Origin of the sequence: Thioalkalivibrio sp. AKL8 (assembly GCF_000380525.1) — a bacterium.
Taxonomy (GTDB): domain Bacteria; phylum Pseudomonadota; class Gammaproteobacteria; order Ectothiorhodospirales; family Ectothiorhodospiraceae; genus Thioalkalivibrio; species Thioalkalivibrio versutus.
Genome location: NZ_AQYF01000004.1, coordinates 1 through 20,603, shown reverse-complemented (window position 1 = coordinate 20,603; position 20,603 = coordinate 1). Strand labels below are relative to the sequence as shown.

Here is a 20,603-nt window from a genome sequence, read left to right as displayed (position 1 = left end):
GCGTCCCAGTGCCGTGCCATCCCTTGCCCCCCTGTGGTGAAGCGATGCGGGTCGGTGCCCGCGCTCGGTCCCTGCCGCTACAGTACAAAAGACCACGCGCGCGCGTCCCGGTTCGCGTGAGGGTCACCGCGGGGGTGGCTAACGGTCGGTCACAGATACGGCGTGAGCAGGCGCGCGGCCCCGTCGCGCAGTTGGGTCGCGAGCGTCCGGGCACGGACCTCCTCGAGCGTCAGGGGGTGCGACTGTGCGCGCAGCGCGTCGGTCCAGTTGGCCAGTTCCTGGCCTAGTCCGGCATCCAGGCATTCCAGGTTGAACTCGAAGTTAAGGCGCAGGCTGCGCGGGTCCCAGTTGGCGGAGCCAACCAGGGCCCACTCGCGGTCTACCAGCATCAGCTTGGCGTGGTTGAACGGTGGTGGTGTGAGCCACAGCCGGCAGCCGCGCTCCAGCAGTTCGGCCTGCTGCGGGCGGCTGGCCCACTCCACCAGGCGCAGGTTGCTCCGGGCAGGGATCAGGATGTCGACTTGCACCCCGCGCAGGGCCGCGGCCTTCAGCGCCCCGGTGAGCGCCACGTCGGGCAGGAAGTACGGGGTCACGATGGTGACCTGTTCGCGGGCTTCGGCCAGCGCCGACTGCAGGGTGAAGTTCAGGACCTCGAAGTCCTCGTCCGGGCCGTCCGGCAGGCCGCGGCAGGCGCGGGCGCCGGCGGGGTCTACGGACTGCGGAAGCCAGAGCGGCCCCTCCAGGCGTTCGCCGGTGGCGAATTGCCAGTCTTCCGCGAAGACCCGCTGCAACTGGGTGCAGGCCGGACCCCGCAGCTCGAAGTGGAGGTCGTGTATGGGGTGCGGACCCGGGTTGGTGTGGCTGTGGCCGCGGCGGATATTCATGCCGCCGGTGAAGGCGCGGGCGCCGTCGATCACCAGCATCTTGCGGTGATTGCGCAGGTTGAAGGCGGCCAGGCTGCTCGGCAGGTGTACCGGCATGAAGGCGGCGGCAGGCAGGCCCACCCGGCGCAGCTGGCGCAGGGTGTTGCGACGGCTGTAGCGGGCGCCGATGGCATCGATCAGGATGCGCACCTGCACGCCCCGGTCCTGGGCCTGCTGCATGTGGGCGACGAAGCGCTCGCCTACCTGGTCATAGTCGAAGATGTACGTGGCCAGGCTGATGCTGTGACGGGACGCGTCGATCGCGGCCAGCATCTGCGCGTAGGCGCGATCGCCGTCGAACAGCGGTTCGATCGCGTTGCCACCGACCAGGCGGAACGGGCTCAGGCGGTCCCCGGAATGCAGCAGGCGCTGCCAGCGTTCCGGTGGCTCGGCCAGGCTGGTCCCGTCGGTGCTGGGGTCGGCGATCAGATAGCCCTCGCGCAGGGCGTGGGCCCGCCGGCGAATACGATTGACGCCGAACAGCCAGTAGAGCAGCGAGCCGGCCAGGGGCAGCAACACGATCAGCCCGACCCAGGCGATGACGGTCCCGGTATCGCGGCGTTGCAGCAGCGCGTGCACGACGCTCATCACCGCCAGGGCGAAGACGGCGATGGCGACGATACTGGCGGTCCAGCCTGTATCCGGCACGGACGGACTCCTTGTCGATGATGCGTTTTCCGACTGCACCCGTGGAACGCCGGGCGCGTGCCCGCTACAGTACGCGGGCCCGACCCGGCGTAAAACCCCGGCCCATCCACGTCCGCGAGACCGTCGATGACCGATATCGAGACCCCCAGCCTGTTCGCCAACAGCGGCGAGCAGCTGCCGCTGAAGGACTTCACCGAGAAGGCGTACCTGGACTACTCCATGTACGTGATCCTGGACCGTGCGCTGCCGCATATCGGCGACGGCCTGAAGCCCGTACAGCGGCGGATCATCTACGCGATGAGCGAGCTGGGGCTCTCCGCCACCGCCAAGTACAAGAAGTCCGCGCGCACCGTGGGCGACGTGCTCGGCAAGTTCCACCCGCACGGGGACTCGGCGTGCTACGAGGCGATGGTGCTGATGGCGCAGCCGTTCTCCTATCGCTATCCGTTCGTCGACGGGCAGGGCAACTGGGGTTCGCCGGATGATCCCAAGTCCTTTGCGGCGATGCGCTACACCGAGTCGCGCCTGTCGCGTTATGCGCAGCTGCTGCTTTCCGAACTGGGTCAGGGCACGGTGGACTGGGTGCCCAACTTCGATGGTGCGCTGGACGAGCCGAAGATGCTCCCGGCGCGGCTGCCGAATGTGCTGCTCAATGGCGGTTCCGGGATCGCGGTGGGTATGGCGACGGACATCCCGCCGCACAACCTGCGCGAGGTGGCCGCTGCCTGCGTGCACCTGCTGGAGCACCCGAAGGCAACGGTCGAGGAGTTGTGCGCGATCCTCCCGGCGCCGGATTTCCCCACCGAGGCCGAGATCATCTCCCCGCCGGCCGAGTTGCGAAAGGTCTACGAGACCGGCCAGGGCTCGATCCGGGCCCGGGCGCGCTACGAGCGCGAGGGCGACGACATCGTGGTGACCGCGCTGCCGCACCAGGTCTCCGGCGCCAAGCTGCTGGAGCAGATCGCCGCCCAGATCCGCGCGAAGAAGCTGCCGATGGTCGAGGACCTGCGCGACGAGTCCGACCACGAGCATCCGACGCGCCTGGTGATTACCCCGCGCTCGAACCGGGTGGACGTCGAGGGCCTGATGGCGCATCTGTTCGCGACCACGGATCTCGAGAAGACCTACCGCGTGAACATGAACGTGATCGGCCTCGATGGACGGCCGCGGGTGCGCGACCTGGCAGGGCTGCTCGGCGAGTGGCTGCAGTTCCGGATCGAGACGGTGCGCCGGCGCCTGCAATGGCGGCTGGAGAAGGTGCAGGCGCGGCTGCACGTGCTGGAAGGCCTGCTGATCGCCTATCTCAATATCGACGAGGTGATCGCGATCATCCGCGAACACGACCGGCCAAAGCCGGAATTGATGAGCCGGTTTGGCCTGAGCGATATCCAGGCCGAGGCGATCCTGGAGCTGAAACTGCGCCATCTGGCGAAGCTCGAGGAGATGAAGATCCGCGGCGAGCAGGACGAGCTCAGCCAGGAGCGCGACCAGCTGGAGAAGACGCTGGGCTCCGAGCGCCGCCTGCGCACCCTGGTCCGCCGCGAGATCGAGAAGGACGCGAAGGAGTATGGCGACGAGCGGCGCTCGCCGCTGGTCGAACGCGCGGCCGCGCAGGCGCTGGATGAATCGGCACTGGTGCCGACCGAGCCACTGACCATCGTGCTCTCGGAGAAGGGCTGGGCGCGGGCGGCCAAGGGCCACGATGTCGATCCCCGCGGGCTCAGCTACAAGGCCGGAGATGCCTTCCAGGCGGCGGTCATCGGGCGCAGCAACCAGCCGGTGGCGTTCATCGACTCCACCGGTCGCACCTACACCATTGCGGCCCACACGCTGCCGTCGGCGCGCGGCCAGGGCGAGCCGCTTTCCGGCCGGGTGAACCCGCCGGAGGGGGCGCGTTTTGTGGGCCTGGCCACCGGGGCGGAGGAAGACCGCTGGCTGCTGGGCTCGGATCACGGCTACGGCTTCATTGCCAAGCTGGGTGACCTGCTCGGCCGGCAGAAGGCAGGCAAGAACGTGCTGAGCGTACCGGCTGGCGCGGCCGTGCTGCAGCCGGCGCCGGTGCGCAACCCGCACGAGGATCACATCGCGGTGGTCACGACCCGCGGCTATCTGCTGGTGTTTCCGGCCGCGGGGCTGCCGGAACTGGCGCGCGGCAAAGGCAACAAGCTGATCGGCATCCCGTCCGCGGCGCTCAAGGATGGCTCCGAGCGGGTGCTCGGGGTGGCTGTGCTGGCGCCGCAGGACACCCTGGTCGTGCATGCGGGCAAGCGCTTCAAGGCACTGGCCCCGGCGGAATGGGCCGAGTACGTTGGCGAGCGCGCGCGTCGCGGGCGTCAGCTCCCGCGCGGCTATCAGAACGCGGACAGCCTGGAGGTGCGCCCGGCCTGAACCCGCGCGTACCTGTGTGGTCTGTGAACGCGGCGGTGCTTGAATTTGGCCGCTGCGCCCCGACTATCGGTTCATCCCGTCGAGTTTATTAATTGGAGTACAGGAAAGCTTCATGAAACGTATCGTGCTGTTTCTGGCGACCAACTTCGCCATCCTGATCGTCCTTAGCATCACTCTGCGCATCCTTGGGGTCGAGAGCATCCTGGACGACCAGGGGGTCAATCTCGACCTGACCGCGTTGCTGATTTTCGCCGCCGTGTTTGGCTTTGGTGGTTCGTTCATCTCGCTGGCCATCTCCAAGTGGATGGCGAAGAAGACGATGAAGGTCCACGTGATCGACAAGCCACGCAACGCCACCGAGCAGTGGCTGCTGGAGACGGTCACCCGTCAGGCCCGCGAGGCCGGAATCGGGATGCCGGAGGTCGGTATCTACGACTCGCCGGACCCGAACGCCTTCGCCACCGGCATGAGCAAGAACAATGCCCTGGTCGCGGTCAGCACGGGGTTGATGCAGAACATGGGGCAGGGCGAGGTCGAGGCCGTGCTGGGGCACGAGGTGGGCCACGTGGCCAATGGCGACATGGTGACCCTGGCGCTGATCCAGGGGGTGGTCAATACCTTCGTGATCTTCCTGTCGCGCGTGATCGGTCACTTTGTCGATCGCGTGATCTTCAAGAACGAGTCCGGTCACGGGCCGGCATTCTGGATCACCGCCATCGTGGCCGAGATCGTCCTCGCGATCCTGGCCTCCATCATCGTGTTCTGGTTCTCGCGTCAGCGCGAGTTCCGCGCCGACGAGGCGGGGGCTCGCTTTGCCAGCCGCGAGAAGATGATCGGGGCGCTGGAGTCGCTGGCGCGCGCCTCCGGTCGCCCGGTGGACATGCCGGACCAGATGGCCGCCTTTGGTATTCGCGGCGGCATGGCCCAGGGGCTGAAGAAGCTGTTCATGAGCCACCCGCCGATCGAGCAGCGCATCGCGGCGCTGCGCGCCAACGGCTGACCGCAAGCCTTTATGTGTACCAGGAGAGGGCCGCCCTTCGGGGCGGCCTTTTCCGTTTGCAGTGCCGGGGCGGCGGCCGGTCGGATCAGTAGTAGCGACCGCGTCCGGGTTCGCTGCCGGGGGCGGCGATGACGTCGTCGCCGACGAAGGGGTTGCTGCGGCGTTCTTCGCCGAAGGTCGACTCGGGACCATGACCGGGGACGAATCTGGTGTCGTCGCCCAGCGGCCAGAGCTTCCCGGTGATGGAGTCCAGCAGCTCGCGCCCGTTGCCGCGTGGAAAGTCGCTGCGGCCGATCGCGCCGTGGAACAGGACGTCACCGACCAGGGCGAGCCGGCCCTCGCGATCGTGGAAGACCACGTGGCCCGGGGTGTGGCCGGGACAGTGCAGGACGTGGAGGGTGGCTTGCCCGAGCTCGACGGTGTCGCCATCTTCCAACCACTGATCGGGCACCAGTGGCTGGACCTCGGAGAAGCCGAAGATCTGCGCCTGCGCCGGGAGCTGGTCCAGCCAGAAGGCATCGTCGCGGTGCGGGCCGATGATCGGCGCGCCGGTACGTTTGGCCAGTTCGGCGGCCGCGCCCACGTGGTCCAGGTGGCCATGGGTCAGCAGGATCTTTTCCAGGTGGACGCCCTGATCCCGCGCGATCCGTTCCAGGGCCGCGGCATCCGCGCCGGGATCGACCCAGGCCGCCGCCCCGCTGACGTCGCACCAGATCAGAGTGGCGTTCTGGGCAAGCGGGGTGACAGGGTGGCTCAGATGGCGAAGCATAGCGGCGGGATCCGTGAACGAATTCGAATTTTGAAGGCTGGAGGCGCTGGATTGCGCGCACCCGGGAATAGAACCGTCGAGCGGGCGTCTTACGGGGTATGCAGGTCTTCAAGGGTACGTGATATGACGATGCGGTGAATCTGCGACCCCCTGCGCATTCACCGCTTGACAAGAATATCGCCATATTAGAAGATTTGCATACGCTAATCGCTGTCCCCCCTGTCAGCGGTTGGTGGACTCCTCCATCCTCCTTTGGTGGTTTTCTTGGCGCGGGCCTCGACCCGCGCTTTTTTTTGCCTGCAATTCGCGTCATGCCGGCCGCCGTGTCTACCATGGTGGCCTTCGACGACGCTGCGAATCGCCCTTTATGACCCGACGCCTGAACAGTCTGCGCACCGCGGTGTTGTCGTTCGTGCTGCTGCCCCTGCTGCTGTTGATGGCCGCGGTGGTGGCGCTGGGTCTGCACGAATTTCAGACCCAGATGGAAAACCGGATGCAGGAGGACATCGAGCTGGTGGCGCGCTCGATCCGCCTGCCTGTGGCCGGTGCGATGCTGCAGGACGACGCGGCCGGTGTGCAGCAGTCGCTGGACTCCCTGTTCCAGATCGAGGAGGTGTTCGGGGTCTATGTCTACGATGCCGACGGCCGGATGGTGGCGGCCAGTGGCCCGCCCAGTCCGACCCTGCAGCGCCGTGGCGAGGCGCAGGTCATCAGCGAAACCGGGAGCCTCGGGGCTTTCGGCGAACATCAGGGGCGCGAGACCTTTTCGTTCTTTCTTCCGTTGTCCGATCCGGCCGGTCGCATCGTGGGGCTGTTGCAGGTGACGCGCGACGTCACACCGTTCCGGGCCTTCGTCGCGCAGCTCCAGTGGCAGGGTGGGTTGCTGATGCTGGGGATTAGCGGGCTGTTTCTGCTGGTGGTGCTGTTCGGGTACCACCGGGCGGTGGGGCGGCATGTGTCTCGGTTGATGGCCGCGATGCGCGCGATTGGCGGGGGTCAGCGTGGATTGCGGGCGCCGGAACAGGGACCGGCGGAGCTGCGCGGCCTGGCAGTCTCGATGAACCGCATGATGGAGCGTCGCGAGGCCTCGGAGGCCGAACTGGAGGCGCAACGCCTTGAGCAGGGACGGCTGGAGGAGAAGCTGCGGCACTCGGAGAAGCTGGCGGCGATCGGCCAGCTGGCGGCCGGCGTGGCACACGAACTGGGGACGCCGCTCGGGATTATCGCCGGTCGCGTGCAGCGCGCCATCCGGCACCTGCCGGAGGCGGATCCGGCGCGCACCGAGATGGAGGCGCTGAAGGCCGAGCTGGAGCGGGTGGAGACCATCGTGCGCCAGCTGCTGGACTTTGCCCGGCGCAATCCGTTGCAGGAACGCTCGCTGGGTCTCGCGCAGCTGGTTGGAGATCTGGTCGGGCGTGTGCGCGAGCGGCATGCCTCCGGCGGGGTGGAATTCCGGCTCGAAGGCCCCGAGTTGACCATCGCCGCGGACCGCCTGCGCTTGGGCCAGGCCCTGGAGAATCTGCTGGAGAATGCCGCGCAGGTCGCCGCCCGCGAGGTCCGGGTCCGCTGGTATGCCTCGTCCGACCGGGTCGAGCTGGTGGTGGCGGACGACGGCCCCACGGCCGGGCGAGGGATAGACGATGAGCAGGCCGAACGCCTGTTCGAGCCCTTCTTTACCACCAAGCCCACCGGCGAGGGGACCGGGCTCGGGCTGGCGGTGGCGCAGGTGGCGCTGGAGGACCACGGGGGTACGGTGATGCTGGATCGCAGTGTCGCGGGGGAGACCCGTTTTGTCGTGCATCTGCCGGTGTCAGCTGGCGCCCAGGAGGATTCGCTTCGATGAGCAGCAAGGCACAAGTCCCCGCAACGCCCCCGGAGTCGGTCCTGGTCGTGGAGGACGATCGCGGGCATCGCGAACTGCTGACCGAGGAGCTGACCGAGGCCGGCTACGCGGTTACGGCGGTTGCCAGTGCCGAGGATGCCGCGCGGGTGCTTGCGCAGCAGGCCTTCAGTCTGGTGGTGAGCGACCTGCGCCTGCCCGGCGCGGATGGCTTCCAGGTGCTCCAGGAGGCCCGCGCCCGGGTGCCGGCACCCGGGTTCATCATGCTCACGGGCTTTGGGACCATCGACCAGGCGGTGGCCGCGCTGAAGGCGGGGGCGGATGACTTCCTGACCAAGCCGGTGGATCTGGATCACCTGCGTCTGGCCGCCGACCGGGTGACCGAGGCGCGGCGTTTGAAGGACGAGGTGCGTCGCTTTCGTGAGGTCCTTGCGCAGGCCGATGGCTTTCACGGCATGCAGGGCCGCAGTCCGGCCATGCTGCAGTTGTTCGACCTGATTCGGCGGATCGCGGCCGCCGACGGCAGTGTCCTGATCACCGGCGAGTCCGGGACCGGCAAGGAACTGGTGGCGCGCGCGCTCCATGCGGAAAGCGAGCGGGCCGGTGGTCCGTTCGTGGCGATTAACTGCGCGGGCATCCCCGAGGCCCTGCTGGAGTCGGAGTTGCTGGGGCACGTGGCCGGTGCGTTCAGCGGGGCCAAGGGGGCTCGGCGCGGCCTGTTTACCGAGGCCGACGGCGGCACCCTGTTCCTGGACGAGATTGCCGAGATGCCGGTGGCCATGCAGAGCAAGCTGTTGCGTCTTCTGCAGGATGGTCGCGTGCGTCCGGTGGGCGCCAACGAGGAGATCGCGACCGATGTGCGTATCGTGGCGGCCACGCATCAGGATCTGCAGGCACATATTGCCGACGGTCGTTTCCGTGAGGATCTCTACTATCGCCTGGAGACCTTTCGTATCGAGATCCCGCCGCTGCGCGAGCGTGGCGATGACATCGAACGCCTGGCCCTGCAGTTCCTGCGTCAGCAGGCCCTGGCCCGCGACCTGCCCGAGCGTCGCCTGAGCCCGGAGGCCCTGCGTGCGCTGGTGCGGTATCCGTTCCCGGGGAACGTCCGCGAACTCGCGAGTCTGATGGAGCGTGCCGCCACCCTGGCGGCCGGCGAGGTCATCGAGACCCGTGATCTGCCGGAGCGCGTATTCGAGGCGCCCGCCGAGGATCCCGGCGGAACGACGGGCGACCGGGCGGAGGGGGCGACGCCGGTCCCGGGGATGGGCGACGACGGCCAGTGGCCGACCCTGGAGGAGCGCGAGCGCGACTACATTCGCAGGGTGCTGGAGCATGTGGACGGCAACAAGCAACGCGCTGCGCGGATCCTCGGCATCGGCCGCAAGACGCTGTACCGCAAACTCGGGGAATCCGACCCATCGTGACATCCTGACCCGGGTCGACCTGACCCATGTATCATTCTGACCCGGTTTACCGTTGGCGCGTTCCCCGGCCCTTTTGGGGTGATGAGAGCATAAGTCGCTGTTTAAAAGTGTTTTGTTTGTCTTTTTCCAATCTTGGCACGATGCCTGCTCCTCCTCGGGCAGCAATCGAGGAATCGGAACCGCAGTGACGGACCATTCCTCCTCACACGGTTGCAACGAAATCGGGCGTGCTGATGATCGACCTTGAGTCGTAGCCGGCTTCGCCCCGAGATCCGAACGATCCAAAGGAAAAGGAGCAACATGATGAATATGCGCAAGACGATGCTCGCGATGGCCCTGACCTCCCTGTTTGCCGTGGGTGGAGCCGCCTCCGCCCAGTACGGCGGTGCCGAAGGTGGCGCCGGTGGGGGTGACATGGGCGGTGCCCAGGGCGGCCAGCCGCCGGCTCAGGAAGGCGGTGCCGGTGGCGGTGCTCAGGGCGGCCAGCCACCTCAGGGTGGTGCCCAGGGTGGCGCCCCGATGCAGGAAGCCCCCGAGGTGGATCTGAGCGAAGAAGACATCGACACTTTCGTAACCGCCTTCGTTGCGGTGCAGGAAGTGCGCGAAGACTTCGCCGACCGCCTGCAGAGTGCCGAGGACGAAACCGAGGCCCAGTCCATGCAGCAGGAAGCACAGGACGAAATGGTCAACGCGGTTGAAGACTCGGGCATGAGCGTCGAGGAATACAACGAAGTGGCCATGGCCCTGCAGAACGACCCCGAGTTGATGCAGGAAGTCCAGGAGCGCGCTGAAGCCCAGCTGTAACGGGCAGCGCAACCCCCCGGGCATTGCGCCCGGGGGGTTGCAGGGGCCGGCCTTCGGGGCGGCCCCTTGTTTGTGTCCGGGGCATGCACGCGAATGTTCTGCACATTGATCCGTGATTCCCCCGAGGGCGGACGCCTTCGCGTCTCGGGAATTGTCCCTGTAGCTTGAATTGGGCGGAGGGAAGCGTTATTCTTGCGCGCTTTCTGAATCGCCCCGACCTCGGAGCATCGAACATCATGAGTACCATTAGCGCCAAGCCGGCCGAAGTCGAACGCGACTGGTTTCTCGTCGACGCCGACGGCAAGACCCTCGGTCGACTCGCCACGGAAATCGCACATCGCCTGCGCGGGAAGCACAAGCCCGTGTACACGCCGCATGTCGATACCGGCGACTACATCGTCGTGATCAACGCGGAGAAGATCCGCGTCTCCGGCAACAAGGCCATGGACAAGAAGTACTTCCACCATTCCGGTTACCCGGGTGGCATCAAGGAAGCCAACTTCACCCAGATGATCGAGCGTCATCCGGAGAAGGTGCTGGAGCTTGCCGTCAAGGGCATGCTGCCGCGCAACCCGCTTGGCCGGGCCATGTTCAAGAAGCTCAAGGTCTACGCCGGTACCGAACACCGGCACACGGCCCAGCAGCCGCAGCCGCTCGAAGTCTGAGCCGCCAGAATCAGCAAGGGAATCGATCCGAATGGCTATCAATCAGTATTACGGCACCGGCCGCCGCAAGACCGCCTCGGCGCGCGTCTTCCTGCGTCCCGGCACGGGCAACATCACGGTTAACGAGAAGCCGCTGGACGACTTCTTCGGCCGCAAGACCTCGCGCATGGTGGTACGCCAGCCGCTGGAGGCGACCGAGTCGACCGGCAACTTCGACGTGATCGCGACCGTTGAAGGCGGTGGCGGCAACGGCCAGGCCGGCGCGATCCGTCTGGGCATTGCCCGCGCCCTGGTGCAGTACAACGAAGACATGCGCCCGTCGCTGCGTCGTGGTGGTCACCTGACCCGCGATGCCCGCGAGGTGGAGCGCAAGAAGATCGGCCTGCGCAAGGCCCGTCGTGCAACCCAGTACTCGAAGCGCTAAAATTCGCGTCGAGTTTCGGGCTGCACCCGACCCGGTTTACTGGGGGATCGTCTAGCGGTAGGACTGCGGACTCTGACTCCGCCAACCCAGGTTCGAATCCTGGTCCCCCAGCCATTCATGGAAGAAGGCCCCCTTGTGGGGCCTTTTTTCATGAATGGCTGGAAGATTTCAGGATGAGAACCTGCAAGGTTCGACGGTGAGGCGTAGCCGAGCCGAACAGCGCCGTATGCGGCGCTGGCCCGAAGGGCGAGGCGCATAGCGCCGAGTAATCCTGGTCCCCCAGCCAAACATAGAGAAGGGCCCCCTCGTGGGGCCCTTCTCTATGTTTGTTTGAGCGTGTCCAGGGTTCGAACCTGGAAGGTTCGGCGAAGCGCGGCGAACCACTGCGCGCGCGCAGCGTGTGCAGCCCCGAAGGGGTGAGGCGGCGCAGCCGCCGAATCATCCTGGTCCTCCAGCCATGGCAACGATTCGGGCCAGAACGTTTCGGCACCGCCCCGCTGATTTGTGGACGCCGACCCTGCTTCCGGTCTCCCTGCCTTTAAATGGCCAGCCACCGCCGACCTTGGCGACCGGTCCCCGGTAGCCACAAACGCCCGGACCCCGGCATCCCGTCAACCCCGCTCCCGACTCCGCTACAATCCCTCGACAGTGATCGGGAAATGCAGGGAATTCTCCCGCCCTTTTTCCGTCCAATTCCGCAGAACCCGGCCGCACTGGGTCGGATCGATCAAAATGCCAGAGAAGAGAGGATTGACCATGTCGGTACCCGAGAATCCCTACGAGCCGGTCAGCGTGGATGTGACAGCCCACGAGGTCGAAGGGCTGGACACCTGGTACATGATCGGGATCTCCGGTATTCCGGATCCCGACAACGAGGGGCATACCTCGAATGCGGGGTTCGTCGTGACCGACGAGGGCGTGGTGGTATATGACGCCCTGGGGACGCCGCCACTTGGCTTCGAGATGATTCGCCGGATCCGCGAGGTGACCGACCAGCCGATCAAGTACGTGATTGCTGGTCATTATCACGCGGATCACATCTATGGCCTGCAGGCGTTCGCGGACCACACCGATGCCAAGATCATCGGGCAGGCGCGCGCGCGAGACTATCTGGGAGGCGCCGGTGCGGTGGCGCGGCTCGAGCAGCGCCGGGGCGTGCTGGCCCCATGGGTGGACGAGGACACCCAGATCATCCCGCCGGATGAATTCTTCGAGGACGAGTACACCATCCGTCTCGGCGGGAAGACCTTCCGGTGCGTGCACGCGGGGCCCGCACACTCGCCGGACGACATCATCATGGTGGTGGAGGAGACCGGCGTGGTGTTCGCCGGCGACATCGTGTTCGATGGCCGGATCCCGTTTCTGGGCGACGATGCGCTGGATTCGGAGAACTGGGTCAAGCGCCTGGAAGAGTTGATGGAGATGGACCTGAAGTTCCTGATTCCGGGGCATGGCGAGGCGACCGATCAGGCGGCCCGGGCGGTCAGGTTCACCCGCGACTACCTGGTGAAGCTGCGCGAGCACATGGCCGTGGCGGTCGAGAACATGGATTCCTTCGACGAGGCCTACTCCGCGATGGACTGGAGTGACTACGAAGACCTGCCGGCCTTCGAACAGACCAACCGCAGCAACGCCAACGCGGTCTATCTGGAGATGGAAGAGAAGCTCTTCTGAGATCGGCCCCAGGGGAAGCCCGGTCGGTGCGTCCGTTGCGGGTCCTTGATGTATCCCTGAATCCCACAAGCGAAAGGAATGATCGCCAATGACGCTGAATATTGAACCGGGCCTGCTCATGGCCATCCTGTCCCTGGTGGCGGGCATCCTGATCCTGATCCGGCCCCGCCTGCTGAACTACATCGTCGCGATCTATCTGATTGTTATCGGGGTGCTGGGTCTGCTGGCGTATTTTTAGGGAGATGCTCATGGGGCGCCAGCGCGGATGCGTGAATCGATCAGCGCCGCCCTGGCGACGTAAAGGTCCCCGTCACCGATAGTTTGGTGCCCAAAAGCATGGACCAACAGTGCGACTTCGTGCGCAGGGCGTGCGGACCCGTTACTCTTTGGCCACATTCTGATCGGGGGGCTACGCCTCAATGACCGCCGAACGCGTCCGAGAAATACCCTATAACTACACCTCATTCTCCGACCGCGAAATCGTTATCCGTTTCCTGGGTTCCGATACCTGGGACCTCCTCAACGAGTTGCGTGGGGAGCGTCGGACGGGTGTGTCTGCGCGCATGCTGTTCGAGGTCCTGGGCGACATGTGGGTGGTCACCCGAAACCCGTACATCCAGGATGATCTGCTGGAGGACAAGAAGCGCCGCAAGGCGTTGATTGATGCCATGCAGCATCGGCTGGGCCAGATCACGGCCCGGGCCGACGGCAACGAGAAGGCGCTCAAGCTGGGCCAGCGCGCGCAGGCGGCAGTGTCCGCCTTTGCGCAGGAGTTCGCCGATACCGCCGCGCTGCGCGATCAGGTGCGCAAGCGCATGAAGTCCCTGACGCACAAGGACAACATCCAGTTCGGCGGCCTGGCGCGGGTATCCCACGTGACGGATGCGACCGACTGGCGTGTGGAACTCCCGTTCGTGGTGCTCACCCCGGATTCCGAGGAGGAGATGGGCCCGCTGGTTGCGGCCTGCATCGACCTCGGTCTGACTGTGATCCCGCGTGGCGGTGGCACCGGCTACACCGGCAGTGCCGTCCCGCTGTCCAAGCGCTCGGCGGTCATCAACACCGAGAAGCTGGAAGGTCTGGGCGAGGTCGAGCGCCGGCCCCTGCCGGGCGTGGAGCGTGATGTCCCGGTGGTGCGCGTGGAGGCCGGTGTGGTCACCAAGCGCGTCTCCGAGCTGGCCGATCGCAACGGTCTGGTGTTCGCGGTGGATCCGACCTCGCAGGACGCCTCCACCATCGGCGGCAACGTCGCGATGAACGCCGGCGGCAAGAAGGCCGTGCTGTGGGGTACCGCGCTGGACAACCTGGCCGCCTGGACCATGGTGACCCCCGAGGCGGAGTGGATGTATGTCGAGCGCCTCGACCACAACCTCGGCAAGATCCACGACGCCGAGGTCGTGCGCTTCCGCGTGAACCGCTATCAGCCGGACGGCAAGACCCCGAAGGGCGAGCCCGAGATCCTGGAGATGCCGGGACAGAGCTTCCGCAAGCTGGGGCTGGGCAAGGACGTGACCGACAAGACCCTGATGGGCGTTCCGGGCATCCAGAAGGAAGGCTGTGACGGTCTGATTACTTCGGCCGAGTTCATCCTGCACCGGATGCCGGAGAACATCCGCACCGTGTGTCTGGAGTTCTACGGGACCGATCTGCACCAGGCCGTGCCGGCGATCGTCGAGATCAAGGATGCGGTGGACGCCGAGGACGAAGTCTTGCTGGCGGGCCTGGAGCACCTCGACGAGCGCTACGTGCGGGCGGTGAAGTACACCCCGAAGGGCGCCCGTGGTGACCTGCCGAAGATGGTCCTGGTCGCCGACATTGTGTCCGACAACGAGGATGCCCTGGGCAAGCTGGCGGCCAGGATGGTGCGTGCGGCGAACGCCCGCAATGGCGAGGGTTTCGTTGCGGTCAGTCCCGAGGCACGCAAGCGCTTCTGGGCGGATCGCGCCCGCACCGCGGCGATTGCTCACCACACCAACGCGTTCAAGATCAACGAGGACGTGGTGATCCCGCTGGAGCGCCTGGCGGAGTACACCGAGGGGATCGAGACCCTGAACGTGCGCGAGTCGCTGAACAACAAGCTCCGGATGGTCGACGAGATGCAGGAGTGCATGCGCGGTGACCATCCGGAGCTGCGCGAGTTGCTGGACGACACCGGTGGCGAGGGCCAGCAGTGGTTCGAGGCCAAGCGCGAGCGTGCGGTGGAGGTCCTGGAGACGGTGAAGAAGCGCTGGGAGGCAATCTCGGACAACTTCTTCACCCAGGCCTCGGAATGTGACGAGCTGCTGGACGAGCCCGCTCGTGCGGATCGGCGCGACCATGACAAGCTCATCAATGTGCTGCTGCGGCGCAGCCTGCGCATCTCCTACCGCGCCGAGGTCGAGCGCCCGCTGTTCGAGATCTTTGGCGGGCACCAGCTGGAGCCGGTGCGCAAGCGGCTGACCGCGATCCACGACCGGGCACTGACCAGCCGCCTGTTCATCGCCCTGCACATGCACGCGGGCGATGGCAACGTGCACACCAACATCCCGGTCAATTCCAATGACTACCAGATGATGCACCAGGCCGAGCGCCTGGTGGATGAAGTGATGCGCCTGGCACGCGAGCTCAATGGGGTGATCTCCGGCGAGCACGGGATCGGGCTGACCAAGATGCAGTATCTGGAGCCCGAACGCATCGAGTCGTTCGCGAAGTACAAGAAGGACGTCGACCCGAATGGCGTGTTCAACGCCGGCAAGCTGCTGGTGGGCTCCGGGTTGTCCAATGCCTATACGCCGTCGCTGCGCCTGGTCAAGCAGGAGGCGTTGATCCTTGAACAAAGCGAGCTGGGCGATCTCAACGACGAGATCAAGGACTGCCTGCGTTGCGGCAAGTGCAAGCCGGTGTGCAACACGCACGTCCCGCGCGCCAATCTGCTGTACTCGCCGCGCAACAAGATCCTGGCGACCGGGTTGATCGTCGAGGCGTTCCTCTACGAGGAGCAGACCCGGCGCGGGCTGTCGCTGAATCACTTCGAGGAGATGAACGACGTCGCGGATCACTGCACGATCTGCCACAAGTGCCTGAATCCGTGTCCGGTCGACATCGACTTCGGCGACGTGACCATGCACATGCGTTCGATCCTGAACAAGAAGGGCAAGCGCAAGGCGACGCCGGCGACGATGATGTCCATGGCCTTCCTCAACGCCAAGGACCCGGCCACCATCAAGGGCATCCGCAAGGGTGCGATCCAGATGGGCTATGCCGCCCAGCGCCTGGGGCATTTCGCATTCAAGAAGCTGAACCTGACCGGGGAGGGCAAGACCCCGCGCTCGACCACCGGCAAGGCACCGATGCACGAGCAGGTCGTGCACTTCGTGAAAAAGCCGATGCCCGCCGGGTTGCCGAGCCAGACCACCCGCCAGATGCTGGGGCTGGAGGATTCGCGCTACGTGCCGATCCTGCGCGACCCGGTGAAGACCGATCTGGATTCGGATGCGGTGTTCTACTTTCCCGGTTGCGGTTCCGAGCGCCTGTTCAGTCAGGTGGGCCTTGCCACCCTGGCCATGCTCTACGACGTCGGCGCGCAGACCGTGCTGCCGCCGGGCTACCTGTGCTGCGGGTATCCGCAGAATGCCGGTGGCGATTTCGAGAAGGGCCAGCAAATCAGTACCGAGAACCGGGTACTGTTCCATCGCCTCGCGACCACGCTCAACTACCTCGACATCAAGACCGTGGTGGTGTCCTGCGGCACCTGCATGGATCAGCTCCTGAAATACGAGTTCGAGCGGATCTTCCCGGGTTGCCGGTTGCTGGACATCCACGAGTACCTGATGGAGAAGGGCGTCCATCTCGAGGGGCTCGAGGGCGTGCAGTACATGTACCACGATCCCTGCCATTCGCCGATGAAGTCGCACAAGCCGACCGACGTCGCGGCCAAGCTGCTGGGTCAGGAGGTCCTGCAGTCCGACCGTTGCTGTGGCGAGGCCGGGACCTTCGCGATCAGCCGTCCGGATATCGCCACCCAGGTGCGCTTCCGCAAGCAGGAAGAGCTGCACAAGGGCATCAAGGAGCTGACCGGAGAGGAGAAGGCGAAGGACGGCAACGTGAAGATGCTGACCTCCTGCCCGGCCTGCCAGCAGGGCCTGGAGCGCTATCGCGAGGACACCGGGATGGATACCGACTACATCGTGGTGGAGATGGCTAACCGTCTGATGGGCGATGGCTGGCAGAAGGCCTTCATCGAACGGGCGCGCGAGGGCGGGATCGAGAAGGTCCTGCTGTAGGGCTGGCGAGCCGGCACAAGCGGGTGCTGCACATGGCCCGCCCGGGTTGGCTACAATCGGGGGCACCGGGCGGTCGCGACGGAATAAAGGATCGTCACGTCGCGTCGCCCCATCGGGCGTATGCAATGCCCGTCCAGGCCGCGGCAGTGTATGCGGCATGTCCACCCGTCCATGCAAGGGAGTTCGCATGACCTTTCGCTCTTTGAGTCCCCGTCTCGCCGTGATGGCCCTTTGTTTCGGGCTGGCGGCGGCCCCCGTCGTGGCCAGTGCCCAGGCCTTTGTCGAATTTCCCGGCCGCAGTCTTTACGAGCGATTCGGCGTGGATGCCGTGGACCTGTTCGATCTGCGGGGCCAGTTGTCGCGTTCCACGGTGATCGATGTCCGCCCGCGGCTGGAATACGACATCCTGCACATCGAGGGGGCCCATCATGTACCGCTGGGCGCCCCGGATTTCGAGGATCAGGTACGGGCCCTGGAAGACCAGCATGGCGGGCCCCTGGTGTTCTACTGCAACGGGCGCGAGAGCTACATGTCCTATCGCGCTGCCGCGCGGGCCAACGCGGCCGGGCTCGGCCCGACCCAGGCCTATGACGCCGGCGTCGCGGACTGGGCAGACCGCTACCCGGGGCTGGCCATGCTCCGCGGCGAGCCGATCGAGGACCCCGAGACCCAGCTCATCACGGACGAGGCCTTCGAGGCGCGGTTGCTGGATGCCGACACCTTCGCCCGTCGTGTTCGCAACGACGACAATGCGGTGGTGCTGGACGTGCGCGGCAACGAGGAGCGTGACGAGATCTCGCTGTTTGCCGGGCGCGAGATGTCGGCCCCGTTGGAGAACATCGATACGCTTAACCGCATCCTCGGCCAGGCCAACAGGGATGGTGATGCGCTGTTGATCTTCGACCAGAACGGTCAGCAGGTGCGCTGGTTGCAGTATCACCTGGAGGAACGCGGCATCGAGAACTACCACTTCCTGGAAGGCGGCCTGCAGCAGTTCTACGACGAGGTGATGACGCGCTGATTGTCCGTCACACCGCTTGCCCACGTTAAAAAGGCCGGGATCGTATGATCCCGGCCTTTTTTTCTGGAGCGGTATCAGCGACGAAACAGCGCCAGGAGGATCGTGATCCCCACGCTGACGATGATCATCGTGGTGAGTGGGAAGTAGAAGCGGGCGTTCTCGCGTTCGATCACGATGTCACCCGGGAGCCGGCCCCAGGGGATTTTTCCGAGCCACGGCCACAGCAGACCGATCAGGACGATCAGCCCGCCGATGATGATCAGCCATTTGCCCGTCGCGTTCACCGTGGCGGACTCGACCCGCTTAACCGGCGGTCATCTCCTCGACGCCCGAGGCGGAGCCCACCAGCATGACATCCGCCGAACGGCGGGCGAACAGTCCGTTGGTCACGACGCCGGCGATATGGTCCAGCTCGGATTCGAGCTCAACCGGGTTCATGATGCGCAGGTTGTGCACGTCGAGAATCACGTTGCCGTTGTCGGTCTTGAAGCCCTCGCGCAGTTCCGGGTTGCCGCCCAGCTTCGACAGGGCGCGGGCCACGTGGCTGCGCGCCATCGGGATGACCTCGACCGGTAGCGGGAAGGCGCCGAGATAGTCGACGACCTTGGTCTCGTCGACCACGCAGACGAAGGTCTTCGACGCCGCCGCGACGATCTTTTCGCGGGTCAGCGCGCCGCCGCCGCCCTTGGTCAGGTGCAGATGCCGGGTCGCCTCGTCGGCCCCGTCGACGTAGATCGGCAGCGGACCGGCGGAGTTCAGGTCCAGTACCTCGATACCGTGGCCGCGCAGGCGCTCGGCGCTGGCCTCGCTGGAGGCCACGGCGCCATCGATCTTGCCCTTGATGCCGGCCAGGGCGTCAATAAAGTAGTTCGCGGTGGAACCGGTGCCCACACCCACGATCCAGCCGCTCTCGATCCGTTCCAGCGCCGCCTCGGCGACCGCCTTTTTCATTTCGTCCTGATTCATCACCGTCTCCCGAATATTCTGTCCGTAACCCATTGAGGATACCGACTGCTCCGTCCCCGGGACAAGCGGAAGCGTTAAGGCCTCGCATGCTATCGTTTGGGCCATGAAATTCCCCTATCTCGAGAAGATCCTGACGGCGCGCGTCTACGATGTCGCGCGCGAGACGCCACTGGACCCGATGCCGAATCTGTCGGAGCGCCTTGGCTCCACGTTGTGGCTGAAGCGCGAGGATCTGCAGCCGGTGTTCTCGTTCAAGCTGCGTGGCGCCTACAACAAGATCGCCCAGCTAACCCCGGAGCAGCGCGCAAAGGGCGTGGTCGCCGCCTCCGCCGGCAACCATGCGCAGGGGGTTGCGCTGGGGGCCAGTCACCTCGGCATCAAGGCCGTGATCGTGATGCCAGTGACCACGCCGTCGATCAAGATCGACGCGGTGCGCCGGTTCGGTGGCAAGGCTGTGCTGCACGGCGACTCCTTCGACGAGGCGGCCGCCCACGCCCGCGAACTGGAACAGAAACACGGCTACACCTTCATCCATCCGTTCGACGATCCCGACGTGATCGCCGGGCAGGGCACGGTGGCGATGGAGCTATTGCGCCAGCACCCGGGTCATCTGGACGCGGTGTTCGTGTGCATCGGTGGCGGTGGCCTGGCGGCCGGCATGGCGGCCTACATCAAGCGCCTGCGTCCGGAGATCAAGGTCATCGGCGTGGAGCCGGATGATGCGCCCTCGATGTACAAGGCGCTGCAACAGAACCGCCGGGTTACCCTCAAGCAGGTCGGGATCTTTGCCGACGGTGCAGCAGTGCGTCAGGTCGGCAAGGAGACCTTCCGCCTGTGCCGCGATCTGGTCGACGAGGTCCTGCTGGTGGACACCGACTCCATTTGCGCGGCCATCAAGGACATCTTCGATGACACCCGCGTGGTGGCCGAGCCGGCCGGGGCCCTGGCGGTGGCCGGGATGAAGCAGTACATCCAGCGCGAAGGCCTGCAGGGCGCGAATCTGGCGGCGGTGCTCAGTGGCGCGAACATTAATTTCGATCGTTTGCGTCACGTGGCCGAGCGTGCCGAGATCGGCGAGCATCGCGAGGCCCTGTTTGCGGTCACCATCCCCGAGCGTCCGGGTAGCTTTCGCCAGTTTTGTCAGGCCATCGGCAAGCGCGGGGTCACCGAATTCAACTACCGCTACGCAGATGACGAGCAAGCCCAGGTCTTTGCTGGGATCAAGCTGGAAGGGGGCGATGCCGAGCGCCAGGAAATCCTGGCGGCCCTGGAGGAGGCAGGTTACGACGTTCTGGACATGACCGAGAACGAGGTGGCCAAGCTCCATCTGCGGCACATGGTCGGCGGCCACGGTGGCGAGGTCCGCAACGAACGGATCTACCGCTTCGAATTTCCGGAGCGACCCGGCGCGCTGCTGAATTTCCTGACGCACATGGGCCAGACCTGGAACATCAGCCTGTTCCACTATCGCAACCATGGCGCCGCCTATGGCCGCGTGCTGGTCGGCATGCAGATCCCCGCCGAGGATCGGGCGCGGTTCCGCGAGTTTCTGAAGGAGGTCGGGTATCCATGGCACGAGGAGACCGGGAATCCGGCCTACTCCCTCTTCCTGCGCTGACCGCGTCTCGCCCGCCTCCCGGGAGCGGCTGGCCCCGGTTCGTCATCTGCTGTTTACGGTGGCTTCGTCCGGCGGCCTGCCGAGCGCTCTCTCGCGAGCGCACCGCGAGGTACTTCTTTGCTCGTGCAAAGAAGTACCCAAGAAACACGCCCGACTGCCGCGACCCCGGCCCGC

At 65.7% G+C, this 20,603-nt stretch carries 16 protein-coding genes, 1 tRNA gene and 1 other RNA gene; 14 read left to right on the top strand and 4 right to left on the bottom strand.

Annotated elements, in window-relative coordinates; all coding sequences use genetic code 11:
* Positions 1 to 149: 149 nt before the first annotated feature.
* Positions 150 to 1,571, bottom strand: a complete 1,422-nt coding sequence (locus G335_RS0102165; RefSeq protein ID WP_018175796.1) for a phospholipase D-like domain-containing protein — start codon at positions 1,569 to 1,571, stop codon at positions 150 to 152.
* A 126-nt stretch (positions 1,572 to 1,697) separates the two neighbouring features.
* On the opposite strand from G335_RS0102165, the gene parC reads away from it, so the two are divergent.
* Both parC and htpX read left to right on the top strand, forming a co-directional pair.
* On the top strand, positions 1,698 to 3,959 hold the full coding sequence (gene parC, locus G335_RS0102160) for a DNA topoisomerase IV subunit A (RefSeq protein ID WP_018175795.1): 2,262 nt from the start codon (positions 1,698 to 1,700) through the stop codon (positions 3,957 to 3,959).
* A 112-nt stretch (positions 3,960 to 4,071) separates the two neighbouring features.
* A complete protein-coding gene (gene htpX, locus G335_RS0102155) occupies positions 4,072 to 4,959 on the top strand; it encodes a protease HtpX (protein ID WP_018168105.1) in 888 nt (295 codons plus the stop codon).
* 85 nt (positions 4,960 to 5,044) lie between these two features.
* Here the strand turns inward: htpX and G335_RS0102150 are convergent, their stop codons facing one another.
* Entirely contained in the window at positions 5,045 to 5,728 is a 684-nt protein-coding gene (locus tag G335_RS0102150) for an MBL fold metallo-hydrolase (RefSeq protein ID WP_018175794.1), read from the bottom strand.
* Between the two features lie 367 nt (positions 5,729 to 6,095).
* Here G335_RS0102150 and G335_RS0102145 point away from each other — a divergent pair, with 367 nt between their 5' ends.
* From G335_RS0102145 to G335_RS0102100, 11 genes are all read left to right on the top strand, one after another.
* On the top strand, positions 6,096 to 7,571 hold the full coding sequence (locus G335_RS0102145) for an ATP-binding protein (RefSeq protein WP_018175793.1): 1,476 nt from the start codon (positions 6,096 to 6,098) through the stop codon (positions 7,569 to 7,571).
* Complete coding sequence (locus tag G335_RS0102140) at positions 7,568 to 8,995, top strand: sigma-54 dependent transcriptional regulator (protein ID WP_018168108.1); 1,428 nt, start codon at positions 7,568 to 7,570, stop codon at positions 8,993 to 8,995. The genes G335_RS0102145 and G335_RS0102140 overlap by 4 nt, the downstream gene beginning before the upstream one ends.
* A 303-nt stretch (positions 8,996 to 9,298) precedes the next feature.
* Positions 9,299 to 9,799 carry a DUF4168 domain-containing protein gene (locus tag G335_RS0102135; RefSeq protein WP_018144107.1) on the top strand — a complete coding sequence of 167 codons (501 nt, stop codon included), beginning with the start codon at positions 9,299 to 9,301 and terminating at the stop codon, positions 9,797 to 9,799.
* Between the two features lie 236 nt (positions 9,800 to 10,035).
* Positions 10,036 to 10,464: a 50S ribosomal protein L13 gene (rplM, locus tag G335_RS0102130; protein WP_018144106.1), complete on the top strand. Its 429-nt coding sequence runs from the start codon at positions 10,036 to 10,038 to the stop codon at positions 10,462 to 10,464.
* Positions 10,465 to 10,495: 31 nt separating this feature from the next.
* Positions 10,496 to 10,888 (top strand): 30S ribosomal protein S9, encoded by a 393-nt coding sequence (rpsI, locus tag G335_RS0102125; protein ID WP_018144105.1) that lies wholly within the window; start codon positions 10,496 to 10,498, stop codon positions 10,886 to 10,888.
* A 40-nt stretch (positions 10,889 to 10,928) separates the two neighbouring features.
* Positions 10,929 to 11,002, top strand: a tRNA-Gln gene (locus tag G335_RS0102120).
* 36 nt (positions 11,003 to 11,038) lie between these two features.
* Positions 11,039 to 11,174: non-coding RNA, RtT sRNA (locus G335_RS13690), on the top strand.
* A 470-nt stretch (positions 11,175 to 11,644) separates the two neighbouring features.
* On the top strand, positions 11,645 to 12,562 hold the full coding sequence (locus tag G335_RS0102115) for an MBL fold metallo-hydrolase (RefSeq protein ID WP_018144104.1): 918 nt from the start codon (positions 11,645 to 11,647) through the stop codon (positions 12,560 to 12,562).
* 88 nt (positions 12,563 to 12,650) lie between these two features.
* On the top strand, positions 12,651 to 12,800 hold the full coding sequence (locus G335_RS13685) for a DUF3096 domain-containing protein (protein WP_018144103.1): 150 nt from the start codon (positions 12,651 to 12,653) through the stop codon (positions 12,798 to 12,800).
* A gap of 181 nt (positions 12,801 to 12,981) precedes the next feature.
* Positions 12,982 to 16,824: a DUF3683 domain-containing protein gene (locus G335_RS0102105; RefSeq protein ID WP_018175792.1), complete on the top strand. Its 3,843-nt coding sequence runs from the start codon at positions 12,982 to 12,984 to the stop codon at positions 16,822 to 16,824.
* A 187-nt stretch (positions 16,825 to 17,011) separates the two neighbouring features.
* Positions 17,012 to 17,845 (top strand): rhodanese-like domain-containing protein, encoded by an 834-nt coding sequence (locus tag G335_RS0102100; protein ID WP_018175791.1) that lies wholly within the window; start codon positions 17,012 to 17,014, stop codon positions 17,843 to 17,845.
* A 74-nt stretch (positions 17,846 to 17,919) separates the two neighbouring features.
* Here the strand turns inward: G335_RS0102100 and G335_RS0102095 are convergent, their stop codons facing one another.
* Positions 17,920 to 18,129 (bottom strand): DUF2905 domain-containing protein, encoded by a 210-nt coding sequence (locus G335_RS0102095; protein WP_018168112.1) that lies wholly within the window; start codon positions 18,127 to 18,129, stop codon positions 17,920 to 17,922.
* A gap of 19 nt (positions 18,130 to 18,148) precedes the next feature.
* Entirely contained in the window at positions 18,149 to 18,811 is a 663-nt protein-coding gene (rpiA, locus tag G335_RS0102090) for a ribose-5-phosphate isomerase RpiA (protein WP_042798429.1), read from the bottom strand.
* A 103-nt stretch (positions 18,812 to 18,914) separates the two neighbouring features.
* Between rpiA and ilvA the strand changes: the two genes are divergently transcribed.
* Positions 18,915 to 20,429, top strand: a complete 1,515-nt coding sequence (ilvA, locus tag G335_RS0102085) for a threonine ammonia-lyase, biosynthetic (protein WP_018175789.1) — start codon at positions 18,915 to 18,917, stop codon at positions 20,427 to 20,429.
* Positions 20,430 to 20,603: the final 174 nt, after the last annotated feature.

Excerpts from the sequence above, each read along its gene's own strand:
- parC (WP_018175795.1), top strand. The coding sequence starts at position 1,698 with ATGACCGATATCGAGACCCCCAGCCTGTTCGCCAACAGCGGCGAGCAG.
- htpX (WP_018168105.1), top strand. The coding sequence starts at position 4,072 with ATGAAACGTATCGTGCTGTTTCTGGCGACCAACTTCGCCATCCTGATC.
- G335_RS0102150 (WP_018175794.1), bottom strand. The coding sequence starts at position 5,728 with ATGCTTCGCCATCTGAGCCACCCTGTCACCCCGCTTGCCCAGAACGCC.
- G335_RS0102145 (WP_018175793.1), top strand. The coding sequence starts at position 6,096 with ATGACCCGACGCCTGAACAGTCTGCGCACCGCGGTGTTGTCGTTCGTG.
- G335_RS0102140 (WP_018168108.1), top strand. The coding sequence starts at position 7,568 with ATGAGCAGCAAGGCACAAGTCCCCGCAACGCCCCCGGAGTCGGTCCTG.
- G335_RS0102135 (WP_018144107.1), top strand. The coding sequence starts at position 9,299 with ATGAATATGCGCAAGACGATGCTCGCGATGGCCCTGACCTCCCTGTTT.
- rplM (WP_018144106.1), top strand. The coding sequence starts at position 10,036 with ATGAGTACCATTAGCGCCAAGCCGGCCGAAGTCGAACGCGACTGGTTT.
- rpsI (WP_018144105.1), top strand. The coding sequence starts at position 10,496 with ATGGCTATCAATCAGTATTACGGCACCGGCCGCCGCAAGACCGCCTCG.
- G335_RS0102115 (WP_018144104.1), top strand. The coding sequence starts at position 11,645 with ATGTCGGTACCCGAGAATCCCTACGAGCCGGTCAGCGTGGATGTGACA.
- G335_RS13685 (WP_018144103.1), top strand. The coding sequence starts at position 12,651 with ATGACGCTGAATATTGAACCGGGCCTGCTCATGGCCATCCTGTCCCTG.
- G335_RS0102105 (WP_018175792.1), top strand. The coding sequence starts at position 12,982 with ATGACCGCCGAACGCGTCCGAGAAATACCCTATAACTACACCTCATTC.
- G335_RS0102100 (WP_018175791.1), top strand. The coding sequence starts at position 17,012 with ATGACCTTTCGCTCTTTGAGTCCCCGTCTCGCCGTGATGGCCCTTTGT.
- rpiA (WP_042798429.1), bottom strand. The coding sequence starts at position 18,811 with ATGAATCAGGACGAAATGAAAAAGGCGGTCGCCGAGGCGGCGCTGGAA.
- ilvA (WP_018175789.1), top strand. The coding sequence starts at position 18,915 with ATGAAATTCCCCTATCTCGAGAAGATCCTGACGGCGCGCGTCTACGAT.